This window comes from Franconibacter pulveris (assembly GCF_056780215.1).
In genome coordinates this window covers 3,657,659-3,675,460 of record NZ_CM165555.1, presented here as the reverse complement: position 1 = coordinate 3,675,460, position 17,802 = coordinate 3,657,659, and the positions used below count along the sequence as shown (strand labels likewise).

The window sequence follows — 17,802 nt, the reverse complement described above, 5'->3', positions numbered from 1 at the left end:
TATGCGCTAAACAATTCCTGATGGAAATAATTTCTGGGCCATACCCTAGCATACTCAGATTCTGAGACAACCCTTAATGTGGGATGCTTCCCATCATACTGTTGTCATGATTTGCCGTATCGCCCCATGATATAAGGGCTGAGGGTGAACTGCCGGGCAGGATAATTTTTTGGCAATCGCCTTGAAATATCGGCGGAAAACACAATGGCCGCCCAAAAAATGGCGGCGACAGGAATACGGCTCCGTTGCAGAATATTCCGAAGAAAAAATGGTGGTGGCAGGAAATAATCGGCACGGAAATCAGGGGAATTATTTCCGTGCCGGAGAGCCTTAAAAATCCCAGTCTTCGTCGGTGGTTTCCACGGCTTTGCCGATAACGTAGGAAGAGCCGGAGCCGGAGAAAAAGTCATGATTTTCATCGGCGTTTGGCGAAAGCGCGGCGAGGATAGCGGGGTTCACGTCCGCCATATCCGGCGGGAAGAGCGCCTCGTAGCCCAGATTCATCAGCGCTTTGTTGGCGTTGTAGCAGAGGAAGGCGTTAACCTCGTTCGTCCAGCCCACCTCGCCGTAAAGCGCCTGCGTATAGGCAAGCTCGTTGTCGTAGAGATCCATCAGCATATCCAGCGCAAAGCTTTTCAGCGCGTCGCGGCGCGCGGCGTCCACTTTCAACAGCCCCTGCTGGTATTTATAGCCGATGTAATAGCCATGCACCGCCTCGTCGCGGATGATAAGGCGAATGAGATCGGCGGTGTTGGTAAGCCGCCCGCGGCTCGACCAGTACATCGGCAGATAAAAGCCTGAATAGAAAAGAAAAGACTCCAGAAAAACACTGGCGATTTTCTTCTTCAGCGGGTCTTCGCTGCGGTAGTGCTCAAGGATAATCTGCGCCTTGCGCTGCAGCGGGGCGTTCTCTTCACTCCAGGCGTAGGCGGCATCCACATCTTTCGTCTGGCACAGCGTGGAGAAGATAGAGCTGTAGGAGCGGGCGTGCACCGCCTCCATAAAGCTGACGTTCGAGAGCACGGCTTCCTCGTGCGGCGTGAGCGCATCCGCCATCAGCGCCGGCGCGCCGACGGTGTTCTGGATGGTGTCGAGCAGCGTCAGCCCGGTAAAGACGCGGATAGTTAACTGCTGCTCCTGCGGCGTTAAGGTCTGCCACGCCGCAATATCGTTAGAGAGCGGCACCTTCTCCGGTAGCCAGAAGTTGCTGGTCAGGCGGTTCCACACCTCTAAATCTTTCTCATCCTGGAGTTTGTTCCAGTTAATGGCGGAAATGCGGCTTAAACGGGTCATTTTTAATCCTCACAGGGCGCACGAAACGCAGCCTTCGATTTCGGTTCCTTCCAGCGCCAACTGGCGCAGACGAATGTAGTAGAGCGTCTTGATGCCTTTCTTCCAGGCGTAAATTTGCGCCCTGTTGATGTCGCGCGTGGTGGCGGTATCCGGGAAGAAAAGCGTCAGCGACAGCCCCTGGTCAACGTGGCGCGTCGCCTCGGCGTAGGTGTCGATAATTTTCTCCGGGCCAATCTCGTAGGCGTCCTGATAGAGCGCCAGGTTTTCGTTGGTCATAAAGGGCGCCGGGTAGTAAACGCGCCCGGTCTTGCCCTCTTTACGGATTTCAATCTTCGAAACAATCGGGTGAATGCTCGACGTCGCATGGTTGATGTAAGAGATGGAGCCGGTCGGCGGCACCGCCTGCAGGTTCTGGTTGTAAAGGCCAAACTGCATCACCTCGTCGCGCAGTCGTCGCCACATCTCCGGCGTTGGAATGGCGATGCCGGCGCGGTCGAACAGCGCCTGCACTTTGGCGGTTTTCGGCGTCCACGTCTGCTCAAGATACTTATCGAAGTACTCGCCGCTGGCGTAGCGCGATTGCTCAAAGCCCTCGAAGCGCTGCCCGCGCTCGCGCGCCAGCATCATTGAGGTGTGCAGCGCGTGCCAGGTGATGGTGTAGAAATAGATATTGGTGAAATCGAGCCCTTCCGGCGAGCCATACGCGATGCCTTCCCGCGCCAGATAGCCGTGCAGGTTCATCTGTCCAAGCCCAATGGCGTGCGACTTCGCGTTGCCCGCTTCAATCGACGGCACGCTGCGGATGTGGCTCATATCAGAGACCGCCGTCAGCGCGCGCACCGCCACCTCCACGGTGCGGCCAAAGTCGGGCGAATCCATGGTGTGGGCGATATTCAGGGATCCGAGATTGCAGGAAATATCTTTACCCACCTGCGCATAGTCGAGGTTTTCGTCGTAAGTCGACGGGCTGTTGACCTGCAAAATCTCCGAGCAGAGGTTGCTCATGTTGATTCGCCCGGCAATCGGGTTGGCGCGGTTGACGGTGTCTTCAAACATGATGTACGGATAACCCGACTCGAACTGAATTTCCGCCAGCGTCTGGAAGAAATCGCGCGCGTTGATCCAGCTTTTACGCACCCGCTCATCCGCCACCAGTTGGTCATACATCTCTGTAACGGCGATATCGCCAAACGCTTTGCCGTAGAGGCGCTCCACGTCATAGGGGGAGAAGAGCGCCATCTGCGCGTTGGCCCTGGCGAGGTGGAACGTGACATCCGGGATAACCACGCCAAGCGAGAGCGTTTTGATACGGATTTTCTCATCGGCGTTTTCGCGACGGGTATCCAGAAAGCGCAGGATGTCCGGGTGGTGGGCGTTAAGGTAGACCGCGCCCGCGCCCTGGCGCGCGCCGAGCTGGTTGGCGTAAGAAAAGGCGTCTTCCAGCATTTTCATCACCGGGATCACGCCCGAAGACTGGTTCTCGATGCGCTTGATGGGCGCGCCCGCTTCCCGCAGGTTAGAAAGCGATAAGGCCACGCCGCCGCCGCGCTTAGAGAGCTGCAGCGCGGCGTTCACCGCACGGCCTATCGACTCCATATTGTCTTCAATACGCAGCAGGAAGCAGGAGACCAGTTCGCCGCGCTGCATTTTGCCGCAGTTGAGGAAGGTGGGCGTGGCAGGCTGGAAGCGGCCGCTTAATATCTCCTGCAGCAGGCGGCTGGCGAGCGTTTCGTCGCCCTGGCCCAGCGTGAGCGCCACCATGCAGGCGCGGTCTTCGAAATGCTCCAGGTAGCGTTTGCCGTCGAAGGTTTTCAGCGTGTAGCTGGTGTAAAACTTCCACGCGCCGAGAAATGTCTGGAACCGGAAGCCGCTCTCGTGCGCCTGGGCAAAAAGCGCGTCGACAAACGCCGGGTTATAACGCTGCAACACCGTTTTGTCGTAATAGCCCTCCGCCAGCAGGTAGTCGAGACGCGCCTGAGGGCTGGCGAACGCGACGCTGTTCGGCGCTACATGCTGCGCCATAAACGCCGCCACCGCGTCTTTATCTTTCTCAAACTGAATGCGGCCTGCTTTATCGTAAAGATTCAGCATGGCGTTCAGCGCGTGATAGTCCGGCGCGCTCTGCGCTACGCGGGTGATTTCTGTCGTTGCCAAAATTCGCTTACTCCCTTACGCACGTTGTCGATATCGGCCTGCGTGCCCATCAGCTCAAAGCGGTAAAGGTAAGGCACGTGACATTTATGGGCGATGACATCCCCGGCGCGGCAGAAACCCTCGCCGAAGTTACGGTTGCCGGCGGCAATCACGCCTCGTAACAGCGATCGGTTATGTTCATCGTTAAGAAACTGGATAACCTGGCGCGGCACGGCGCCTGCCGTACCACCGCCCCCGTAGCTGGGAACCACCAGGATGTAAGGCTCGTCTACCTGTAACCGGCTGTGCATATCGAGCGGGATACGCACCGCCGGCAACCCCAGGCGCGTGATAAAACGGTGTGTGTTTTCCGACGCGCTGGAGAAGTAGACCAGCGTGCTCATGCGCTGGCCGCAAGACCGCCCGTCGGGCGCAGACGGTTGATCATGTCGGGACGAAAGCCACTCCAGCTGGTTTCGTCCGTCACCACCACCGGCAACTGACGAAAGCCCTGCGCGCGCAGCTCGTCGGCGGCGTGCGGCTGTTCGTCAATGTTGATCAGCTCAAAGCGCAAACCGCGGCTTTCCATTGCCCGTTTGGTCGCGTGGCACTGTACACAGTCATTGCGTGTGTAAATGAGTATGCGCATGATTCGTATTTCCCTTGTGAATAGAAACCTGCCGCGCTACTGCGTGGAAGGATAGTGGTCGTTGTTAAAGAAGATACTAGATATAGTTGCTATAACTTTCAACCACGCAATATATGGGATTTTCCGATTGGAGAAAGTGGAATGATCAACGCGACGACAAACCGCGTTGTCGGGCGAAAAGCCTGTAATCAGGGGCTACAGTGGGTATGGTCCGGCGCGTTAAAAGGGCTAAAATCGCTTTTTCGGGCAGGCCAGTCTCCTGTAATGGCCTGCAACTATTCACGAAAGTTATCCAGGTGAACAGACCATGACGCAGGAGAAGGACTCATCCGGGCACGCGCTGCCGCGCTATCAGCAAATCGCCCGTCAGCTCACCCAGGCTATTCTCAGCGGCGAGCTGGCGCTCGGCAGTCGTCTGCCTTCCAGCAGGACCATGGCGCTGGAGATGGGCGTCGCCCGCGCCACTATCGAAAACGCCTATGGCGAGCTGGTGGCGCAGGGGTGGCTGGAGCGGCGCGGGCAGGCGGGCACGTTCGTCAGCCAGACGCTTTCTCCGGCACAGCCTGGCTTTACTGCCAGCGCCGCGCCGGCCGGCAATGGCGAGCCGCTGCCGTTTCAGATGGGGCTGCCCGCGCTGGACGCGTTTCCTCGTGCGCTCTGGTCGCGGCTGATGGGGCGCAGGCTGCGGCTGCAAACCCGTTTCGACCTCGCCGCGCCGCAAAGCGAAGGGGAAACCGCGCTGCGTCAGGCCATCGTCGATTATTTGCGTTTTTCACGCAGCATCGACTGCCAGCCGGAGCAGGTCTTCATCACCGCCGGGTACGGGATGGCGATGACGCTTATTATGCGCGCGCTGGCGCAGCCGGGCGACGGCATCTGGCTGGAAGACCCGGGGTTTCCGTTTATTCGTCCGGTGCTGGCGCAGGCGGGGCTGCGCTTCTGTCCGGTGCCGGTGGATGGCGACGGCATGAATGTTCCTGAAGGGATAAGACAACACCCGGACGCCCGCTTCGCGCTTATCACCCCGGCGCACCAGAGCCCGCTCGGGGTAGCGCTTTCGCTCCCGCGTCGCCGCGAACTGCTCGACTGGGCGGCGCTTAACGCGCGCTGGATTATTGAAGATGACTACGACAGCGAGTTTCGCTACCAGGGCAGGCCGCTGCCGCCGGTGAAAAGCCTCGACGCCCCGCAGCGGGTTATTTACGCAGGCTCTTTTAGCAAGTCGCTCTTTCCTGCGTTGCGTACCGCCTGGCTGGTGGCGCCGCCCCAGTGCGTGGCGGCGTTTCAGGCGGCAGCAAAACAGCTCCCCTGCACGGTGCCGCCGCTTTACCAGCAGACCATCGCCGATTTTATCCGGGAAGGGCATTTCTGGCGGCATCTCAGGAAAATGCGCCACTGCTATGGGCAACGTCGCCAGTGGCTGGAAAGCGCGCTGGCGGAGCACGGGTTCAGCGTCACGCCGCAGCAGGGCGGCATTCAGCTAGTGGTGCCGGTCGAGCGTGAAGACAGCGAGCTGGCGCGCAAAGCGGTCGCCGCCGGGCTGGCGGTGCAGGCGCTGAGCGACTGGCGTATCGCGCACCCAGGCGAGAAGGGGTTAATGATGAGCTTTACAAACATTGCATCGCCCGAGCAGGCGAGGAGACAGGCCCGCGCGCTGCGCGAGGCCTTAAAATAAAACTCCCCGGCAGGGCCGGGGAGCGAAATCGATTAACGGCGGCAGGAGGAACCCGCCAGCAGGGCGCCGAGGAACAGGCCGACAGCCGCGCCAATCCCTACGCCTGACCAGGGTTTTTCGCGCACGAACGTATCCGCGCAGCTTACGGCATCGCACGCGGCCTGCGACACGCGGTTGCGGCCCTGCATGCGGGCGCGAGTTTCGCGCAACAGCGATTCAGCTTTACGGCGAGCGTTATCCGCTTCGTCTTTAGCATCACTGCCCCAGGACTTCAGGAGTTCCTCAAGGGAATCTGCCAGACGGCTCACATCGTCGTTAATTTCTTGTACGCCTTCTTGGGCATCGGTACGGGTAAATTTGTTAGCCATTTTGAATCCTCCTTTTCAGTCATGTAGTTAACAGTGTAGACCACATTTTTGCCGCTTGAAGCCCGTCACGCCTTGTTCGGGCGTTTATGGACTTTTCCGAAAGCCCTGCTAATGCTGCTTATTGTAAGGTTGCGATGCAGTAAGAAAATCACGAGGAAAAGGTATGTATTTACGACCCGACGAGGTGGCGCGCGTCCTGGAAAAAGCTGGCTTTACGATGGATGTGGTGACGCCCAAAACCTATGGTTACCGCCGCGGTGATAATTATGTGTATGTGAACCGCGAAGCGCGTATGGGCCGCACTGCGCTTATCATTCATCCGACGCTTAAAGAGCGCAGCTCATCGCTTGCGGAACCGGCTTCGGAAATGAAAACCTGCGATCACTATCAGCAGTTTCCTCTGTACCTGGGCGGCGAAGCGCAGGAGCATTACGGTATTCCGCACGGTTTCAGCTCACGCATGGCGCTGGAGCGCTATCTCTCCGGTCTCTTTGGCGACCAGTAAAAAACGCGACAGGCTTTACCCTGTCGCGCTGCTTTCCTTCATCACGCTTCAGCGCTAACCGGCGCGGCGCTCACCCGGAACAGGCGACGGCAAAACTCCAGGAAATAGCCATAGGCGGCGCCCATCAGCATCGATACCACCATATTGGAACTGACGGCGGTGACAATCTGCTGCCACTCCGCGCCGACAAACAACAGAATGGCGGCATAAACCGGCGACTGGAATGTCACATAGGCCAACATATCCGCCAGGCTTCGGACCGTTCGCGCCGGACTCAGCCGCTGCGCCTGGCGCATAATGACGTCACGATAAATACCGTACGGAAAAGCGATCACGATATTCACCGGAATGGACACTAAGCGTGAAGAGAGCGATTGCTGGAAGCTCATCCCGGAGATAAAAATTTCAATCATCATCCCCACAATGAAGCAATACACTACCATCGCGACCGTGTCGGCAACGGCGTGACGCAAGCGAGAATGCGGCGAAAACATCTTTTTAACTCCTCAGGGAAAGCAGCGGGATAACCCAGCAAAATGGCTAGTGATTGGTATTATGCAAAGGGTTTTGCGTATGACATCAGGTTATATGACTGCATATAAACAGACAATTAGCGGTTTATTTTTATTTAACGCCGTTTGGTTAACAAAATGCTTTTAACAAATCGTTTTGGCCATCTAATCGTGATTTTTTATTGCCCTTCTGAATTATTTAATTGAAAACAATAAGTTAACTGTTTCCATTGTGGTTATTCATCTTTGTGCGAGCGCCTGGCGTATCGCTTTACAGAGTGGAATCTGCCGAATGAAACGATTCAGGCGCGCTGTCGTCTTTTAATTTTACAAGTCGGCTTTTTACGGGATTTTATTCTGCTAAACCGGATGGGTAATTATTCATTTTTATGACTTTTAATGCAGCCCGGCGCGGGCTGGCGCTTAGGCTTTGAACGCGCGCAGATCTATTCACGCTGATTATTTAATAAGCCCGTTGCAAAAGAGAGTTTAACCAAAGTAACCCCACCGCTCGCGCCGCGACGCTATGCTGAGCGCCATGTTAAGTACCAGGATAAAACTATGCTTAGTGTTTACGCTCAGGGACTGGCGGAGCTTGAAGAGGCGCTGATTGCGCTTTGTGGTGAAGGGGAGCCGAAACAGCGCCTGCTGCGCTTCTGGCTGGTGTGGCTGACGGCGACGTCGGCTCAGCATATTCCCCCGCCTTTACGCCAGACGTTTGTCGACATTAAAACGCATTTCTGTGATGAAGAACGCGGCGCCATTACCCTTCACAGCGAAGCGGCGCTGGCGGAACTACGCGGAAAAATCGTGACGCTTTACCGGGAGTGGGGCGCTTATATGGCGCTGGCGTGCCCCCAGGAAAACGCAGGAGAAAACGCGGGCTGACTCAAAAAACTCACCCCCTCGCCGGAGGGGGCCGACGGCTTAGCAAACGCCAAAGTCGCCTTCTTCGTTATAAAGCGCAACATCCGCCGCTTTCAGCGTAAATTTCTCGCCGTTTTCGTCATCGGCGCGCACGGCCACAACCTGGTCGCTGTGCACTTCCAGAACTTTAAGCTTCGGGCCGCCGAGACGCGGCTGCACCAGATCGCCTGGCTGGAACATATTCACCTCCTGAATTTTTTAAAGTCGTTCAGCAACATTAGCGCAGGCCAGCGCGTGCCGACAAGTGGATTAGTAACGCGCTCGTTATTAGCATGATAAGAAAATGTTTAATTAAACGGGTGGTTTCGACTTTCGATGCGTTCACGTCGCGCGGCACGAATACGCTGGCTGCGATCCTGGTAGCGCCCCTGTTCGTCGAAATAGCGAGCAGGCCAGATTTCAGCGGCGGGAACGCCGATCGCATCGGCGATCAGCTGTTCGCCTTTCGGCCATGGGCGAGTGAGGGCGTTGGTAAGCGTGGATGAACCCAGACCGTGCGCACGCGAAAGGGCTGCGAGGCTGGTCTTGCGCTTTTTAAGGGCGGCGATGATATCGGCAGGATGCCAGTCCTGGCGGGATAACGTGGTCATGTAACATCTCCTTTGTAGATTATGAGTCACATACGCATGTTACCACAATCTGTTATGTGACTCATAGTCCGTGGTCTTATAAGCAACAAAACGTCATCGTTGCCGCATGAAAACGACGACTTCTTTACAGCAGCGCTTTGGCGCTCGCATTAAACAACTCAGAACGGAAGCAGGCTTATCACAGGAGGCTTTTGCCGATAAGTGTGGGCTGGACAGAACTTATGTAAGTGGTATTGAGCGTGGCGTCAGAAACCCAACGCTTGAAGTTATCGCGACCCTGGCGAAAGGACTCGACGTCGACATCCCGTCACTGTTTATGTTCGATTGATAACCCTCTGTATACCCGCGTTAGTAACCGTAAAGTCCTGTATGGCAGGTAGCGATTTGCGCCACAGCAGCTAAACTTAATAAAAATTGATGTTTTTACAAGAACCTGCAAAAAACAATACAGGAGTAACTATGGGATTCTGGAGAGTCATTATTACTATTATTCTGCCGCCGCTGGGCGTGTTGATTGGCAAAGGGTTCGGCTGGGCGTTTATCCTGAACATCATCCTGACGCTGCTGGGCTACATCCCCGGCCTCATTCACGCCTTCTGGGTGCAGACGCGCAATTAAGCCCGCCCAACGCCGCATAACATAAACAGAAAAGCCCGCTTCAGCGGGCTTTTTGTCAGGTCTGGCGGGCGAACCGCAGTCTCTCTTAAGGCGTAATACGCAAAATCACAGCCATTGAAAACGCACAGAAAGGGTTAACAGAAGACCCACGGCAGCCAGACAATTAATGATAACGACAGTTTTGCTGGAGACGTTCATTTTGCGAACCTGTAACAAATAAGAGTGGATACCAGAATGCAATAAAAGCTTAGCGATCAAAAAGTCAGCCAATAACTACCACCAAAGGTAGCTCAAACCGCATAAGTTGCAAAAAAATTAGCAGGATAATTAACTGCCATCATAAGTCACGAAAAAAGCCATTATTTAACAATGGGTTGTTTGCGCGTCTCCCTCCCAGGCCGCCTCTCTCTTTCTCTCCGTCAGTGATGGCGATCACAGATGTACTATGCTGAAAAGCGTACCGCTTCACTGTCTTTCCACTGTCTGAAGGACAACGGATTAGTTTTGTCACCAGGGAACCCGTCACACGTGAAAAATAAAACCTATCGATCCCCCGCCAGAGAGGACGGCTACGCTGAGCTTGGCGATTACGCCGCGATTGGCGAAGGCCGTTCGGTCGCCTTAATCGCCCCGGATGGCGCCATCGACTGGTGGTGCGTGCCTGACCTGGATTCACCGCCGCTGTTTGACCGTATCCTGGATGCAAACCTGGGCGGCTTTTTTAAGCTGGCGCCGGAAGAGGAGTGGGAGATGTCCCGCAGCTACCGCGACGACAGCAACGTGCTGGAAACGCGCTATAAAATCGCCTCTGGCGAAGTGCTCATTACAGAATCTGTCAACAGCACCTTCGCCGGGCGTTTGCCGTGGAGCGAGCTGGCGCGTCGGGTAGAAGGAATAAAGGGCGAAGTGCGGCTGCGCCTTGAGATGAAACTTGGCACCCAGGCGGAGAAGCTCTCGCCGTGGCTCGACAGGGTGCAGAAGAAGCCTGTTTTTCACGTAGGCGACCTGATGGTAATGCCGCGCTTTTCCGATGAGATTGTTATCGACCGCAGCGACGATGAAGGCCTGGTCGCGACGCTCACCGCGTCGCCCGGCTCGCGCGCCGTGGTAGGGCTGGTGGCGACGGAAAAAGAGCCGCTGGCGGTGCCGCCCGTCGGGAAAATCGACCAGCGCATCGAGACCAGCCACGCCGCCTGGTGCGACTGGGTCAACAACCTCACCTGGGAAGGGCCGTTTGTAAAACACGTCAAGCGCTCGGCGCTGGCGCTGAAGTTTCTCTGGTACGCGCCGACCGGGGCGCTGGCCGCCTCCGCCACCTGTTCGCTGCCGGAAGGCCTCGGCAAGGAAAAAAACTACGACTACCGCTACGCCTGGGTGCGCGACGCCTGCTTAATCATTAAATCGTTCGTTTACCTCGGCGCGCTGGAGGACTGTAAAGCCGCGTTCTCGTGGCTCACCTCCACCATCATCCGCCACGACGCCGAGCTGCGCGCCTGCTACACGTTGCAGGGCGATTTTGTGCCCGCAGAGCGTTACCCGGAGCTGGATGGCTACCGGGGCTCGAAGCCGGTGCGGGTCGGCAACAACGCCCGTACCCAGCAGCAGCTCAGCATGTATGGCGATCTCCTCGCCACCGCCCGGCTCTTTATTGAGGTCGGCCACGTGCTGGATCTCGCCACCTCGCGCCTGCTGGGCCACCTGGCGAACCGCTGCGCGGACTCCTGGCGCCAGCGCGACTCCGGCATCTGGGAGCTGCCCGAAGAGCAGCACTACACCCATTCGAAAATGGCCTGCTGGCTGGCGCTCGACCAGGCGGTGGCGCTGGCGGAAGGCGGACACATCGAGCCGACGTGGAAAGGGCGCTGGGAGCGCGAGCGCGACCGCATCCGCGACTGGGTGGAGGAGCATTGCTGGAGCGAGTCCCGCCAGGCTTACATTTTCTACCCTGGCAGCGATCGGCTCGACGCCGCCATTACGCTCACGCACTACTATGGCAGCCGGGTCAACCGCAAGCGCATGCTCGCCACGCTGGAGGCGATTTATCAGGAGCTGGGCCACAACAGCCCGATGCTCTACCGCTATTCCGGCGTGGAAGTGGAAGAGAGCACCTTCGTCGCCTGCGCTTTCTGGCGCGTCGAGGCGCTGGCGGAGCTGAAAAAAACCGGGCAGGCACAGAAAGATATGCAGGAGATCCTGGATACACTCTGCAACACCGGTAATATCCAGATCTTCAACGAGATGTACGACACCCGCACGCAGAGCTGGCGCGGCAACATGCCGCTTGGGCTGAGCCACCTGGCGTTTATCTGCGCGGCCAATGCGCTTTCAGAGAACAACCCCGGCCACCGCGTATAAAAAAAGAGGCCCGCGGGCCTCTATTTTGTCAGGGGGCGTCAGGTGCCGATGATGCCGCCGTCGGCTTTGGTGATGACCACGGTTGAGGAGCGCGGGCGGCCCGTCTTATCGCCATCCGGCCAGCTGGAGACCGCCGTTGGGTTCGCCGGGTCGGTGAGATCGTCGCCGCCTTCGCCCGGGTGCTGGATATTGATAAACAGCGTGCGGTTATCCGGCGTAAAGGCGATGCCGGTGATTTCGCAGCCGCGTGGGCCGGTCAGGAAACGGCGGTACTCGTTGGTGCCGGGAATGGTCGCCACCATCTGGTTGTTGCCCATCCCTTCGTACGCTTTTTTGTTGATGGTGCTGGAGGAGACGTCGGTCTGGATCCAGAGCACGCCGCGCGGGTCGAAGGAGAGGCCGTCAGGGCTGCCGAACGCCGCGCCTTTCATCGAGCCTTTCGCTTTTTCGTCCTCGCCGTCGGTGCGGCCCGCCATCACCAGGATGTCCCACCTAAAGCGCGGCGCGGCCGGGTCGCTGTTCTCTTCTACCCAGTGCATGATGTGGCCGAAGACGTTGTTGGCGCGCGGGTTGGCGGCATCGACCGGCGCTTTGCCCTCTTTGCCGCGGTCGCTGTTGTTGGTCAGCGTGCAGTAGACGCTGCCGGCGGCGTGCGGGTCCACGGCTATCCACTCCGGGCGGTCCATCTTCGTGGCGCCCACCACGTCCGCCGCCATGCGGGTTTTGATAAGCAGGTCGCCCTGGTTGGCGAAGCCGTTGCTGCTGTCGAGGCCGCCCTCGCCGTGCACCAGCGGCAGCCATACGCCGCTGCCGTCGTCGTTAAACTTCGCCACGTACAGCGTGCCGGACTCCAGCAGCGACAGGTTTGCGTCGCGGTTCGCCGGGTCATATTTTTTGTCCGACACGAACTTATAGATGTATTCGAACTTCTGGTCGTCGCCCATATAGACCACCACGCGGTTATCCGGCGCGATGGTTACTGCCGCGCCTTCATGCTTGATGCGGCCCAGCGCGGTGTGCTTGCGCGGCGTGGAGTTCGGGTTATACGGGTCTATCTCCACTACCCAGCCGAAGCGGTTCGGCTCGTTCGGCGTTTTGTCGACGCTGAAGCGCTCATCCACTTCGTTCCAGCGGTATGAGTCGTCGCTGTCGCTGATGCCGTAGCGTTTTTCCAGCGCGTTCATCTCGCCTTTTTTCACAAAAATATCGGACCAGTTCTCCTCACAGGTGAGGTAGGTGCCCCACGGCGTGTGGCCGTTGGCGCAGTTCTGCATGGTGCCGAGCACCACTTCGCCTTTGCTGTCGGCGGCGGTTTTCATCAGGTCGTTGTGGCGGGCCGGGCCGCTTAGCTGCATCGGGGTGTTGACGGTAATACGGCGGGCGAACGAGGAGGGGCGCACCACTTCCCACTGCTGGCCGTTTTTCTTCACTTCGATAACCGACACGCCCATGGCGTTCTGGCCTTTGCGCGCTTTGTCGGCGCTCCAGTTCGCCACGCCGTCTTTGAACAGCATGCCGTTGTCGATGTATTCATGGTTCATCGCCAGCAGGCCGTGTTCGGCGCTTTCACCGCCCTGCGGCAGGCTGAACCACGCCATGCCGTCGTGATGCATGCCCGCCTGCGCGGCCTGCTCCTCGGTGGTGTTGCTGCCATCTTTTTTAAACGCAGGCAGGTTGCCTTTAAGGCCCACCGCGTCGCCCCAGCGGTAGAACGGACGCGCAATGTACCCTTCTGGGACGATAACGGTGTCTTCTGAAGAGACCGGGATGCTGGTAAAGCCCAGCGATACCGCTTTCGCGAGTTTTGACGGGCTGGCGCCGCTGGCGGCCAGGGCGTTTTCAGACTTCAGCAACAGAGGGAAGGAGACGGCGGCGCCCGCCACCACGCCGAGCTGTAAAAAGCGGCGGCGGGAAAGAAAGGCGTCGGCAACGTCCGAGAACACCGGGTTGCTGCTGCGGTTGCTGATCTCTTCACTGTGTTCTTTTTTGATTAATGGTCTGCTCATAGTGGCTTCCTGTCATGTGCTGCCAGAGGGGCATTCGAAGAACGCAAGCCAGTGTAGGGATGGATTGTTACACTTTTATAACAAGTGGGGCTGCGAAGCAGAGGATGAACTGAGAGCAGCATCACCTGTGAAAACATTATGAAGACAGAAAAATAAGGGGTATAAAGACAGACGTGAATTTTGACATTATTTAATGCGATATGATCGTTAAAGGAACAGTGAATTATTTAAGGGAGCAGAGAATGACAGGCAGTAAATTATTCCGTAACGCGTTAATGTTTATATTACCTTTTGCGCTTACCGGTTGCCCTGGTTACGGCGATATTATGGTGCCTTCTGAATCGACCAGCGTGAGTATGAAAGGTGAAGAGGTATGTTTCTTTGTAGCGAACCCAAAAAATTATCAACCTGTTTTTATCGCTATTAACCCAAGAGAAACGCCGATGAAAGAGCGGGTTTTTTTTAGTGATAAGCCTCCGCTAAAAGTCACAGATGGCCAGTTATGTGTGCCTCCCTCTTTTTATAAGTTCGAGAACGGCAGGCAGTATATTGCGGATTATGTCCTGTCGCCGAATGGGCTGGATGGAGGGGACAAGTTTACCAATCGCAGCGTGACGGTAGGTTTCGAAATTGCCAATGGTCGCGCGTATTTCATCAAGTTAAATAATGATGAATATTAACTGCCAGAATCAGGGGTGCCTTATTCTGGCGTTAATGCTTAGAATTGTCTTTTTCAGCGCCACGGATGAAGATCATGCCAGTCACTATTAGCCACGCCACGCTTGATGAGATTGTTAGCCTCTATCATCGCATCCCGGAATTCACATTGCCCGTAGATAACGCGGCGCTGCAACAGCGCATTGGTGCTTCTGCTGCCTGCGCGCTGATTGCTTATGTTGGCGAAAAACCAGCAGGTTTTAAGCTCGGCTATGCACTGGATAAAGACACTTTCTATAGCTGGCTTGGCGGTGTGCTGCCGAAGTACAGACGAGACGGGGTCGCGCAGGCATTGCTGGAAGCACAGGAAAAGTGGGCAAAAGAGAAAGGTTATAAAAGCATATCGGTAAAGACGCGCAATAGTTTCCCGGCCATGCTGATGATGCTGGTAAAAAATGGGTATCAGGTGATTGAGCTGGAGAAGAAAGGCGAGGTGGTGGATTACCGGTTGGTGTTGAGGAAAACACTCTTACTATAAGTAAGGTATGAAGGCGTTAATGTCATTCTTATAGTACGTTTAAGTTATAATTAGAAAATATCAAGTTTATATTTTAAGGAGAGAAAGATAATGGATATATATCTTAATCAGTACAGGTTTACTAGTTATTACCTTGCTATGGCGCAGATCGATGCTAATTCTCTCTGGAATATTGCTACGCAAGTAGCAGGCACTCACCTGAAAGATGGGCTCACACGGATCCGATTCCTTGATGAAACTAAGGCTTTTATCAACGCGCAGTTGAACGGAATAAAGCAAGCTAAGGATGATAACGTTTGTAATAAATGCATTAAAAACCTCAAAGCCGAGCGCGAAAATCTCCAGATACAAGACAGAATGCTCAGGACGGGGGAGGCTTATGTAGTTGCTGCGGTCAAATTATATGAAAAAAATGAAAAAATAGTGGGTTATGTCATTAGTGGGATAGGAGTGATTGTTGGTGGTTTGCAGATAGCTGGCGGTATAACTATGGCTATAGGCTCCGTTGGAAGCATGAATGTACTGGGAATGCTTGCCGGAGCAACGTTAGTTTTTCATGGCACCAGCAATCTACTTGAAAATATTGATAAATTGGTTGGTACAGAACACCCTCGCAATATCGCGCAAGATGCTTATATGGGAGCTGCTCAGTTTCTTGGATTTGAACGTAAAACAGGCATGTTAGCCTATCAAAGCATGAACCTTGCCACGTCCATGTATGGTCTATTCAGCCCCATGCTTAAACCAGAGGCCTGGCGGTTATATTCCTGGCTGTCGACTGACTTTTATAGAAAGGTTTCTACTTTATCTCGTCCTGCTCTTGCTATTGAAATTGGCAAATCAGCGCAAAAAATCAACGAGATACGTAAGACATATAAAACGGATTCAAAAGAATTTGCCCGGTAAATAAAGGAGGGTTAGCCCTCCTTACGTAAGAATTTTACTGCTTTCCAGGCCAGTGGCAGAGGAGCCATACCTAAGGTGAAAATACAAAAAAAGAGGATAACTACAAAGTATATTAAGCCATTGCCATTATCAGAAGTTAGAGTGGCATAAGCCCAAAAGGCCAATAATGCAATAACTATAACCCAGGCGCCATAAAAGCGTCTTTTTAACTCAATTAACAAAGAATGCAGAGTGCGGCCCTTATTTTCAGGCTTATTAAGGACGTTGCGTAGCGCGGCTATGTTTTTATCGGTAAAACCTCTTGAACGAAGTTTTTCTTCTGACTGTGCGTCAATCATGTCTGGCTCCTTATATGGAAAAAACTTCCCTTAGAATGGTATAAACCATAACAGGTCTATACGGCGAAATACAGCTTCAGAACTTATGAGCATGCTCTCTTCTGACAAGAAAGACGGCGTTGGCTGGTGGCGGAAAACCGTGAGATTTCTTTGCCAAAGCGTATGTATCTCAGCTGCCGCAAAGCGTAGATAAAGGAAGAAGCCTTAGTTTTGCAAAGCGTAGCCTCGCGTGCGCCTGAAAAAAGGCGCGGAATAAGTTATGCCGCTTAGGATAATGACATTTTAACGGCCATCGGATTCAGGCCTGACGCGGCTTCACGCGATGATAACCGTGAAAAATTCACACCCGCTCAGAACCTGAATTACACTCACCGGCGCGCAGAACTGGTCGCGCATTAGAACCGTTAACCCTCTCCGAAAATCCCGCCTTTTTCCCGTAAAAAGCCATGCATGCATAAGGTGCATGGTTTTACATGCGTTTTACCGACGCTGAATCCCCCGCCAGCGCCAGCACTGGCGGCTCTGAGGCCGTTGATGCATGTGCATTAAAAGCAATCTCTAAAGCGGACAGGCGAGGCGGGGAGAGCATTGCGCGGTGCAGCGGGATAACTAATTAAACTCTATGACAAGATCTGCTTTGGCTTGTTAATTTTTACACCCACATAGTGAGACTGCTCACATATGAATTTTTAGGAACAAAATCAAACTAGCTTGGATAGTGCAATTGCTTGATTTTTGGGAGGCGTCAAGATTATTATGCTTTAACAATTAGAAATTTATTTTTTATTAGGCACTTAATATGTTTGAAGATTTAATAAAGACAGTGAAAGCTCAACTATACGATAGATTAACTAGTCCGCTACTTGGATGTTTTTTGCTGTCATGGGTGATATGGAACTATAAATTCATATTTACTTTATTCTCTGAGATGAAAACGGAAGAGAAATTTAAGTTTATTGAAAACTCTGTATACGCAGGGAGTTACTCCCATTTTATATACGGATTATTGCTACCTTTTATTACAACTCTATTTTTTATTTTTATTTACCCATATCCTGCAAAATTTGCATATACATTCTTCAGAAAAAGGCAAGTCGAGCTTAAAGAAATACAACAAAAAATAGACGATGAGACTCCTATGACTCGTGATGAGGCAAGAAAGATTCGTTCAGATGCTGTCAAAATGAGTATTGAATTTGAACAGGAAATAGAAAAGTTGCGTGAAGAAAATCTATCATTACGCAGTGTAATTAAAAAAATCAATGATAATCCAGAAATGAACGCTACAGACGTACCTGAACTCCAGTCATCAAGAATAGTGAGTAAAGAGGCTAAAAACACCTCCGATGATGAGGGGCAGTATAATTATGAACCTTTTTTTGAAAATAGCTCCGACATTTCAGGAAATTCTCGGTTGTTAATAACAGGCCCTGAACATATCAAAGCATCGTTGGAAAATCATATAAATAGCGACAGGAAATTTAATGGGCATACTTTTATGGTCAGGCTTGATGATAAATATATTTCTATCAATCTAATTTCCCGAAACAGCAGGAGTAAGTCTTTTAAGTATGATTATCGCATACCAGAAAATGGGAAGATAGGTTATGAATCGATGCGGATAATTAATTCGTTTGACGAGGATTTTCAACGCTATATAAAAAATGAGAATCTAGAAATCGTGGGGATGAATAAAGCATAACAGCTAAAAAAGCGTGAACAATTGAATATC

22 protein-coding genes and 1 pseudogene are annotated in these 17,802 nt (G+C 53.9%); 12 read left to right on the top strand and 11 right to left on the bottom strand.

Annotated elements, in window-relative coordinates; genetic code table 11:
• Positions 1-169: 169 nt before the first annotated feature.
• On the top strand, positions 170-334 hold the full coding sequence (locus ACU4F7_RS17325) for a hypothetical protein (RefSeq protein ID WP_481637430.1): 165 nt from the start codon (positions 170-172) through the stop codon (positions 332-334).
• On the opposite strand, the gene nrdF is transcribed toward ACU4F7_RS17325, so the two are convergent.
• The 4 genes from nrdF to nrdH are packed head-to-tail and all read right to left on the bottom strand — an operon-like array spanning position 331 to position 4,075.
• Entirely contained in the window at positions 331-1,293 is a 963-nt protein-coding gene (gene nrdF, locus ACU4F7_RS17320) for a class 1b ribonucleoside-diphosphate reductase subunit beta (protein WP_029590940.1), read from the bottom strand. The two genes, ACU4F7_RS17325 and nrdF, sit on opposite strands and share 4 nt — an antisense overlap.
• 9 nt (positions 1,294-1,302) lie before the next feature.
• The gene (gene nrdE / locus ACU4F7_RS17315; RefSeq protein ID WP_481638750.1) at positions 1,303-3,384 is read right to left on the bottom strand and encodes a class 1b ribonucleoside-diphosphate reductase subunit alpha; all 2,082 of its coding nucleotides are present in this window, start codon (positions 3,382-3,384) and stop codon (positions 1,303-1,305) included.
• 35 nt (positions 3,385-3,419) lie between these two features.
• Entirely contained in the window at positions 3,420-3,830 is a 411-nt protein-coding gene (nrdI, locus tag ACU4F7_RS17310; RefSeq protein ID WP_481637429.1) for a class Ib ribonucleoside-diphosphate reductase assembly flavoprotein NrdI, read from the bottom strand.
• Positions 3,827-4,075, bottom strand: coding sequence for a glutaredoxin-like protein NrdH (gene nrdH / locus ACU4F7_RS17305; protein WP_029590937.1), 249 nt, complete (start codon positions 4,073-4,075; stop codon positions 3,827-3,829). Before nrdH ends, nrdI begins: the two co-directional genes overlap by 4 nt.
• A gap of 307 nt (positions 4,076-4,382) precedes the next feature.
• Here nrdH and pdxR point away from each other — a divergent pair, with 307 nt between their 5' ends.
• Positions 4,383-5,750 carry a MocR-like pyridoxine biosynthesis transcription factor PdxR gene (pdxR, locus tag ACU4F7_RS17300; protein ID WP_481637428.1) on the top strand — a complete coding sequence of 456 codons (1,368 nt, stop codon included), beginning with the start codon at positions 4,383-4,385 and terminating at the stop codon, positions 5,748-5,750.
• 32 nt (positions 5,751-5,782) lie between these two features.
• Here pdxR and ACU4F7_RS17295 read toward each other — a convergent pair whose 3' ends face one another.
• Positions 5,783-6,118 carry a DUF883 family protein gene (locus ACU4F7_RS17295; protein WP_481637427.1) on the bottom strand — a complete coding sequence of 112 codons (336 nt, stop codon included), beginning with the start codon at positions 6,116-6,118 and terminating at the stop codon, positions 5,783-5,785.
• A gap of 163 nt (positions 6,119-6,281) precedes the next feature.
• Here ACU4F7_RS17295 and ACU4F7_RS17290 point away from each other — a divergent pair, with 163 nt between their 5' ends.
• Positions 6,282-6,623, top strand: coding sequence for a DUF2002 family protein (locus tag ACU4F7_RS17290; protein WP_024558437.1), 342 nt, complete (start codon positions 6,282-6,284; stop codon positions 6,621-6,623).
• 41 nt (positions 6,624-6,664) lie between these two features.
• Here ACU4F7_RS17290 and ACU4F7_RS17285 read toward each other — a convergent pair whose 3' ends face one another.
• Entirely contained in the window at positions 6,665-7,117 is a 453-nt protein-coding gene (locus ACU4F7_RS17285) for an L-alanine exporter AlaE (protein WP_481637426.1), read from the bottom strand.
• Between the two features lie 579 nt (positions 7,118-7,696).
• On the opposite strand from ACU4F7_RS17285, the gene ACU4F7_RS17280 reads away from it, so the two are divergent.
• The gene (locus ACU4F7_RS17280) at positions 7,697-8,023 is read left to right on the top strand and encodes a hypothetical protein (RefSeq protein WP_481637425.1); all 327 of its coding nucleotides are present in this window, start codon (positions 7,697-7,699) and stop codon (positions 8,021-8,023) included.
• Positions 8,024-8,062: 39 nt separating this feature from the next.
• Here ACU4F7_RS17280 and ACU4F7_RS17275 read toward each other — a convergent pair whose 3' ends face one another.
• Both ACU4F7_RS17275 and ACU4F7_RS17270 read right to left on the bottom strand, forming a co-directional pair.
• Positions 8,063-8,242: a hypothetical protein gene (locus tag ACU4F7_RS17275; protein WP_024558434.1), complete on the bottom strand. Its 180-nt coding sequence runs from the start codon at positions 8,240-8,242 to the stop codon at positions 8,063-8,065.
• Positions 8,243-8,349: 107 nt separating this feature from the next.
• The gene (locus tag ACU4F7_RS17270; RefSeq protein WP_481637424.1) at positions 8,350-8,652 is read right to left on the bottom strand and encodes a helix-turn-helix domain-containing protein; all 303 of its coding nucleotides are present in this window, start codon (positions 8,650-8,652) and stop codon (positions 8,350-8,352) included.
• Positions 8,653-8,758: 106 nt separating this feature from the next.
• On the opposite strand from ACU4F7_RS17270, the gene ACU4F7_RS17265 reads away from it, so the two are divergent.
• Both ACU4F7_RS17265 and ACU4F7_RS17260 read left to right on the top strand, forming a co-directional pair.
• Entirely contained in the window at positions 8,759-8,980 is a 222-nt protein-coding gene (locus tag ACU4F7_RS17265) for a helix-turn-helix domain-containing protein (protein ID WP_481637423.1), read from the top strand.
• A gap of 131 nt (positions 8,981-9,111) precedes the next feature.
• Positions 9,112-9,270, top strand: a complete 159-nt coding sequence (locus ACU4F7_RS17260; protein WP_034882227.1) for a YqaE/Pmp3 family membrane protein — start codon at positions 9,112-9,114, stop codon at positions 9,268-9,270.
• A gap of 105 nt (positions 9,271-9,375) precedes the next feature.
• On the opposite strand, the gene yncL is transcribed toward ACU4F7_RS17260, so the two are convergent.
• Positions 9,376-9,468 carry a stress response membrane protein YncL gene (gene yncL, locus ACU4F7_RS17255; RefSeq protein WP_071809129.1) on the bottom strand — a complete coding sequence of 31 codons (93 nt, stop codon included), beginning with the start codon at positions 9,466-9,468 and terminating at the stop codon, positions 9,376-9,378.
• Between the two features lie 330 nt (positions 9,469-9,798).
• Here yncL and ACU4F7_RS17250 point away from each other — a divergent pair, with 330 nt between their 5' ends.
• On the top strand, positions 9,799-11,625 hold the full coding sequence (locus ACU4F7_RS17250; protein ID WP_481637422.1) for a glycoside hydrolase family 15 protein: 1,827 nt from the start codon (positions 9,799-9,801) through the stop codon (positions 11,623-11,625).
• A 38-nt stretch (positions 11,626-11,663) separates the two neighbouring features.
• Here ACU4F7_RS17250 and ACU4F7_RS17245 read toward each other — a convergent pair whose 3' ends face one another.
• Positions 11,664-13,631, bottom strand: coding sequence for a PhoX family protein (locus tag ACU4F7_RS17245; RefSeq protein ID WP_481637421.1), 1,968 nt, complete (start codon positions 13,629-13,631; stop codon positions 11,664-11,666).
• A gap of 242 nt (positions 13,632-13,873) precedes the next feature.
• On the opposite strand from ACU4F7_RS17245, the gene ACU4F7_RS17240 reads away from it, so the two are divergent.
• From ACU4F7_RS17240 to ACU4F7_RS17230, 3 genes are all read left to right on the top strand, one after another.
• Positions 13,874-14,311: a putative T6SS immunity periplasmic lipoprotein gene (locus ACU4F7_RS17240; RefSeq protein ID WP_481637420.1), complete on the top strand. Its 438-nt coding sequence runs from the start codon at positions 13,874-13,876 to the stop codon at positions 14,309-14,311.
• A gap of 74 nt (positions 14,312-14,385) precedes the next feature.
• Entirely contained in the window at positions 14,386-14,826 is a 441-nt protein-coding gene (locus ACU4F7_RS17235) for a GNAT family N-acetyltransferase (protein WP_481637419.1), read from the top strand.
• A gap of 90 nt (positions 14,827-14,916) precedes the next feature.
• Complete coding sequence (locus ACU4F7_RS17230; RefSeq protein WP_481637418.1) at positions 14,917-15,732, top strand: DUF4225 domain-containing protein; 816 nt, start codon at positions 14,917-14,919, stop codon at positions 15,730-15,732.
• 11 nt (positions 15,733-15,743) lie between these two features.
• Here the strand turns inward: ACU4F7_RS17230 and ACU4F7_RS17225 are convergent, their stop codons facing one another.
• A complete protein-coding gene (locus ACU4F7_RS17225) occupies positions 15,744-16,070 on the bottom strand; it encodes a hypothetical protein (protein WP_481637417.1) in 327 nt (108 codons plus the stop codon).
• A 270-nt stretch (positions 16,071-16,340) separates the two neighbouring features.
• Here ACU4F7_RS17225 and ACU4F7_RS17220 point away from each other — a divergent pair.
• Together ACU4F7_RS17220 and ACU4F7_RS17215 are read left to right on the top strand one after the other, a co-directional pair.
• Positions 16,341-16,469: pseudogene (locus ACU4F7_RS17220) on the top strand (phage polarity suppression protein); the annotation flags it as partial.
• Between the two features lie 400 nt (positions 16,470-16,869).
• Entirely contained in the window at positions 16,870-17,772 is a 903-nt protein-coding gene (locus tag ACU4F7_RS17215; RefSeq protein ID WP_481637416.1) for a hypothetical protein, read from the top strand.
• Positions 17,773-17,802: the final 30 nt, after the last annotated feature.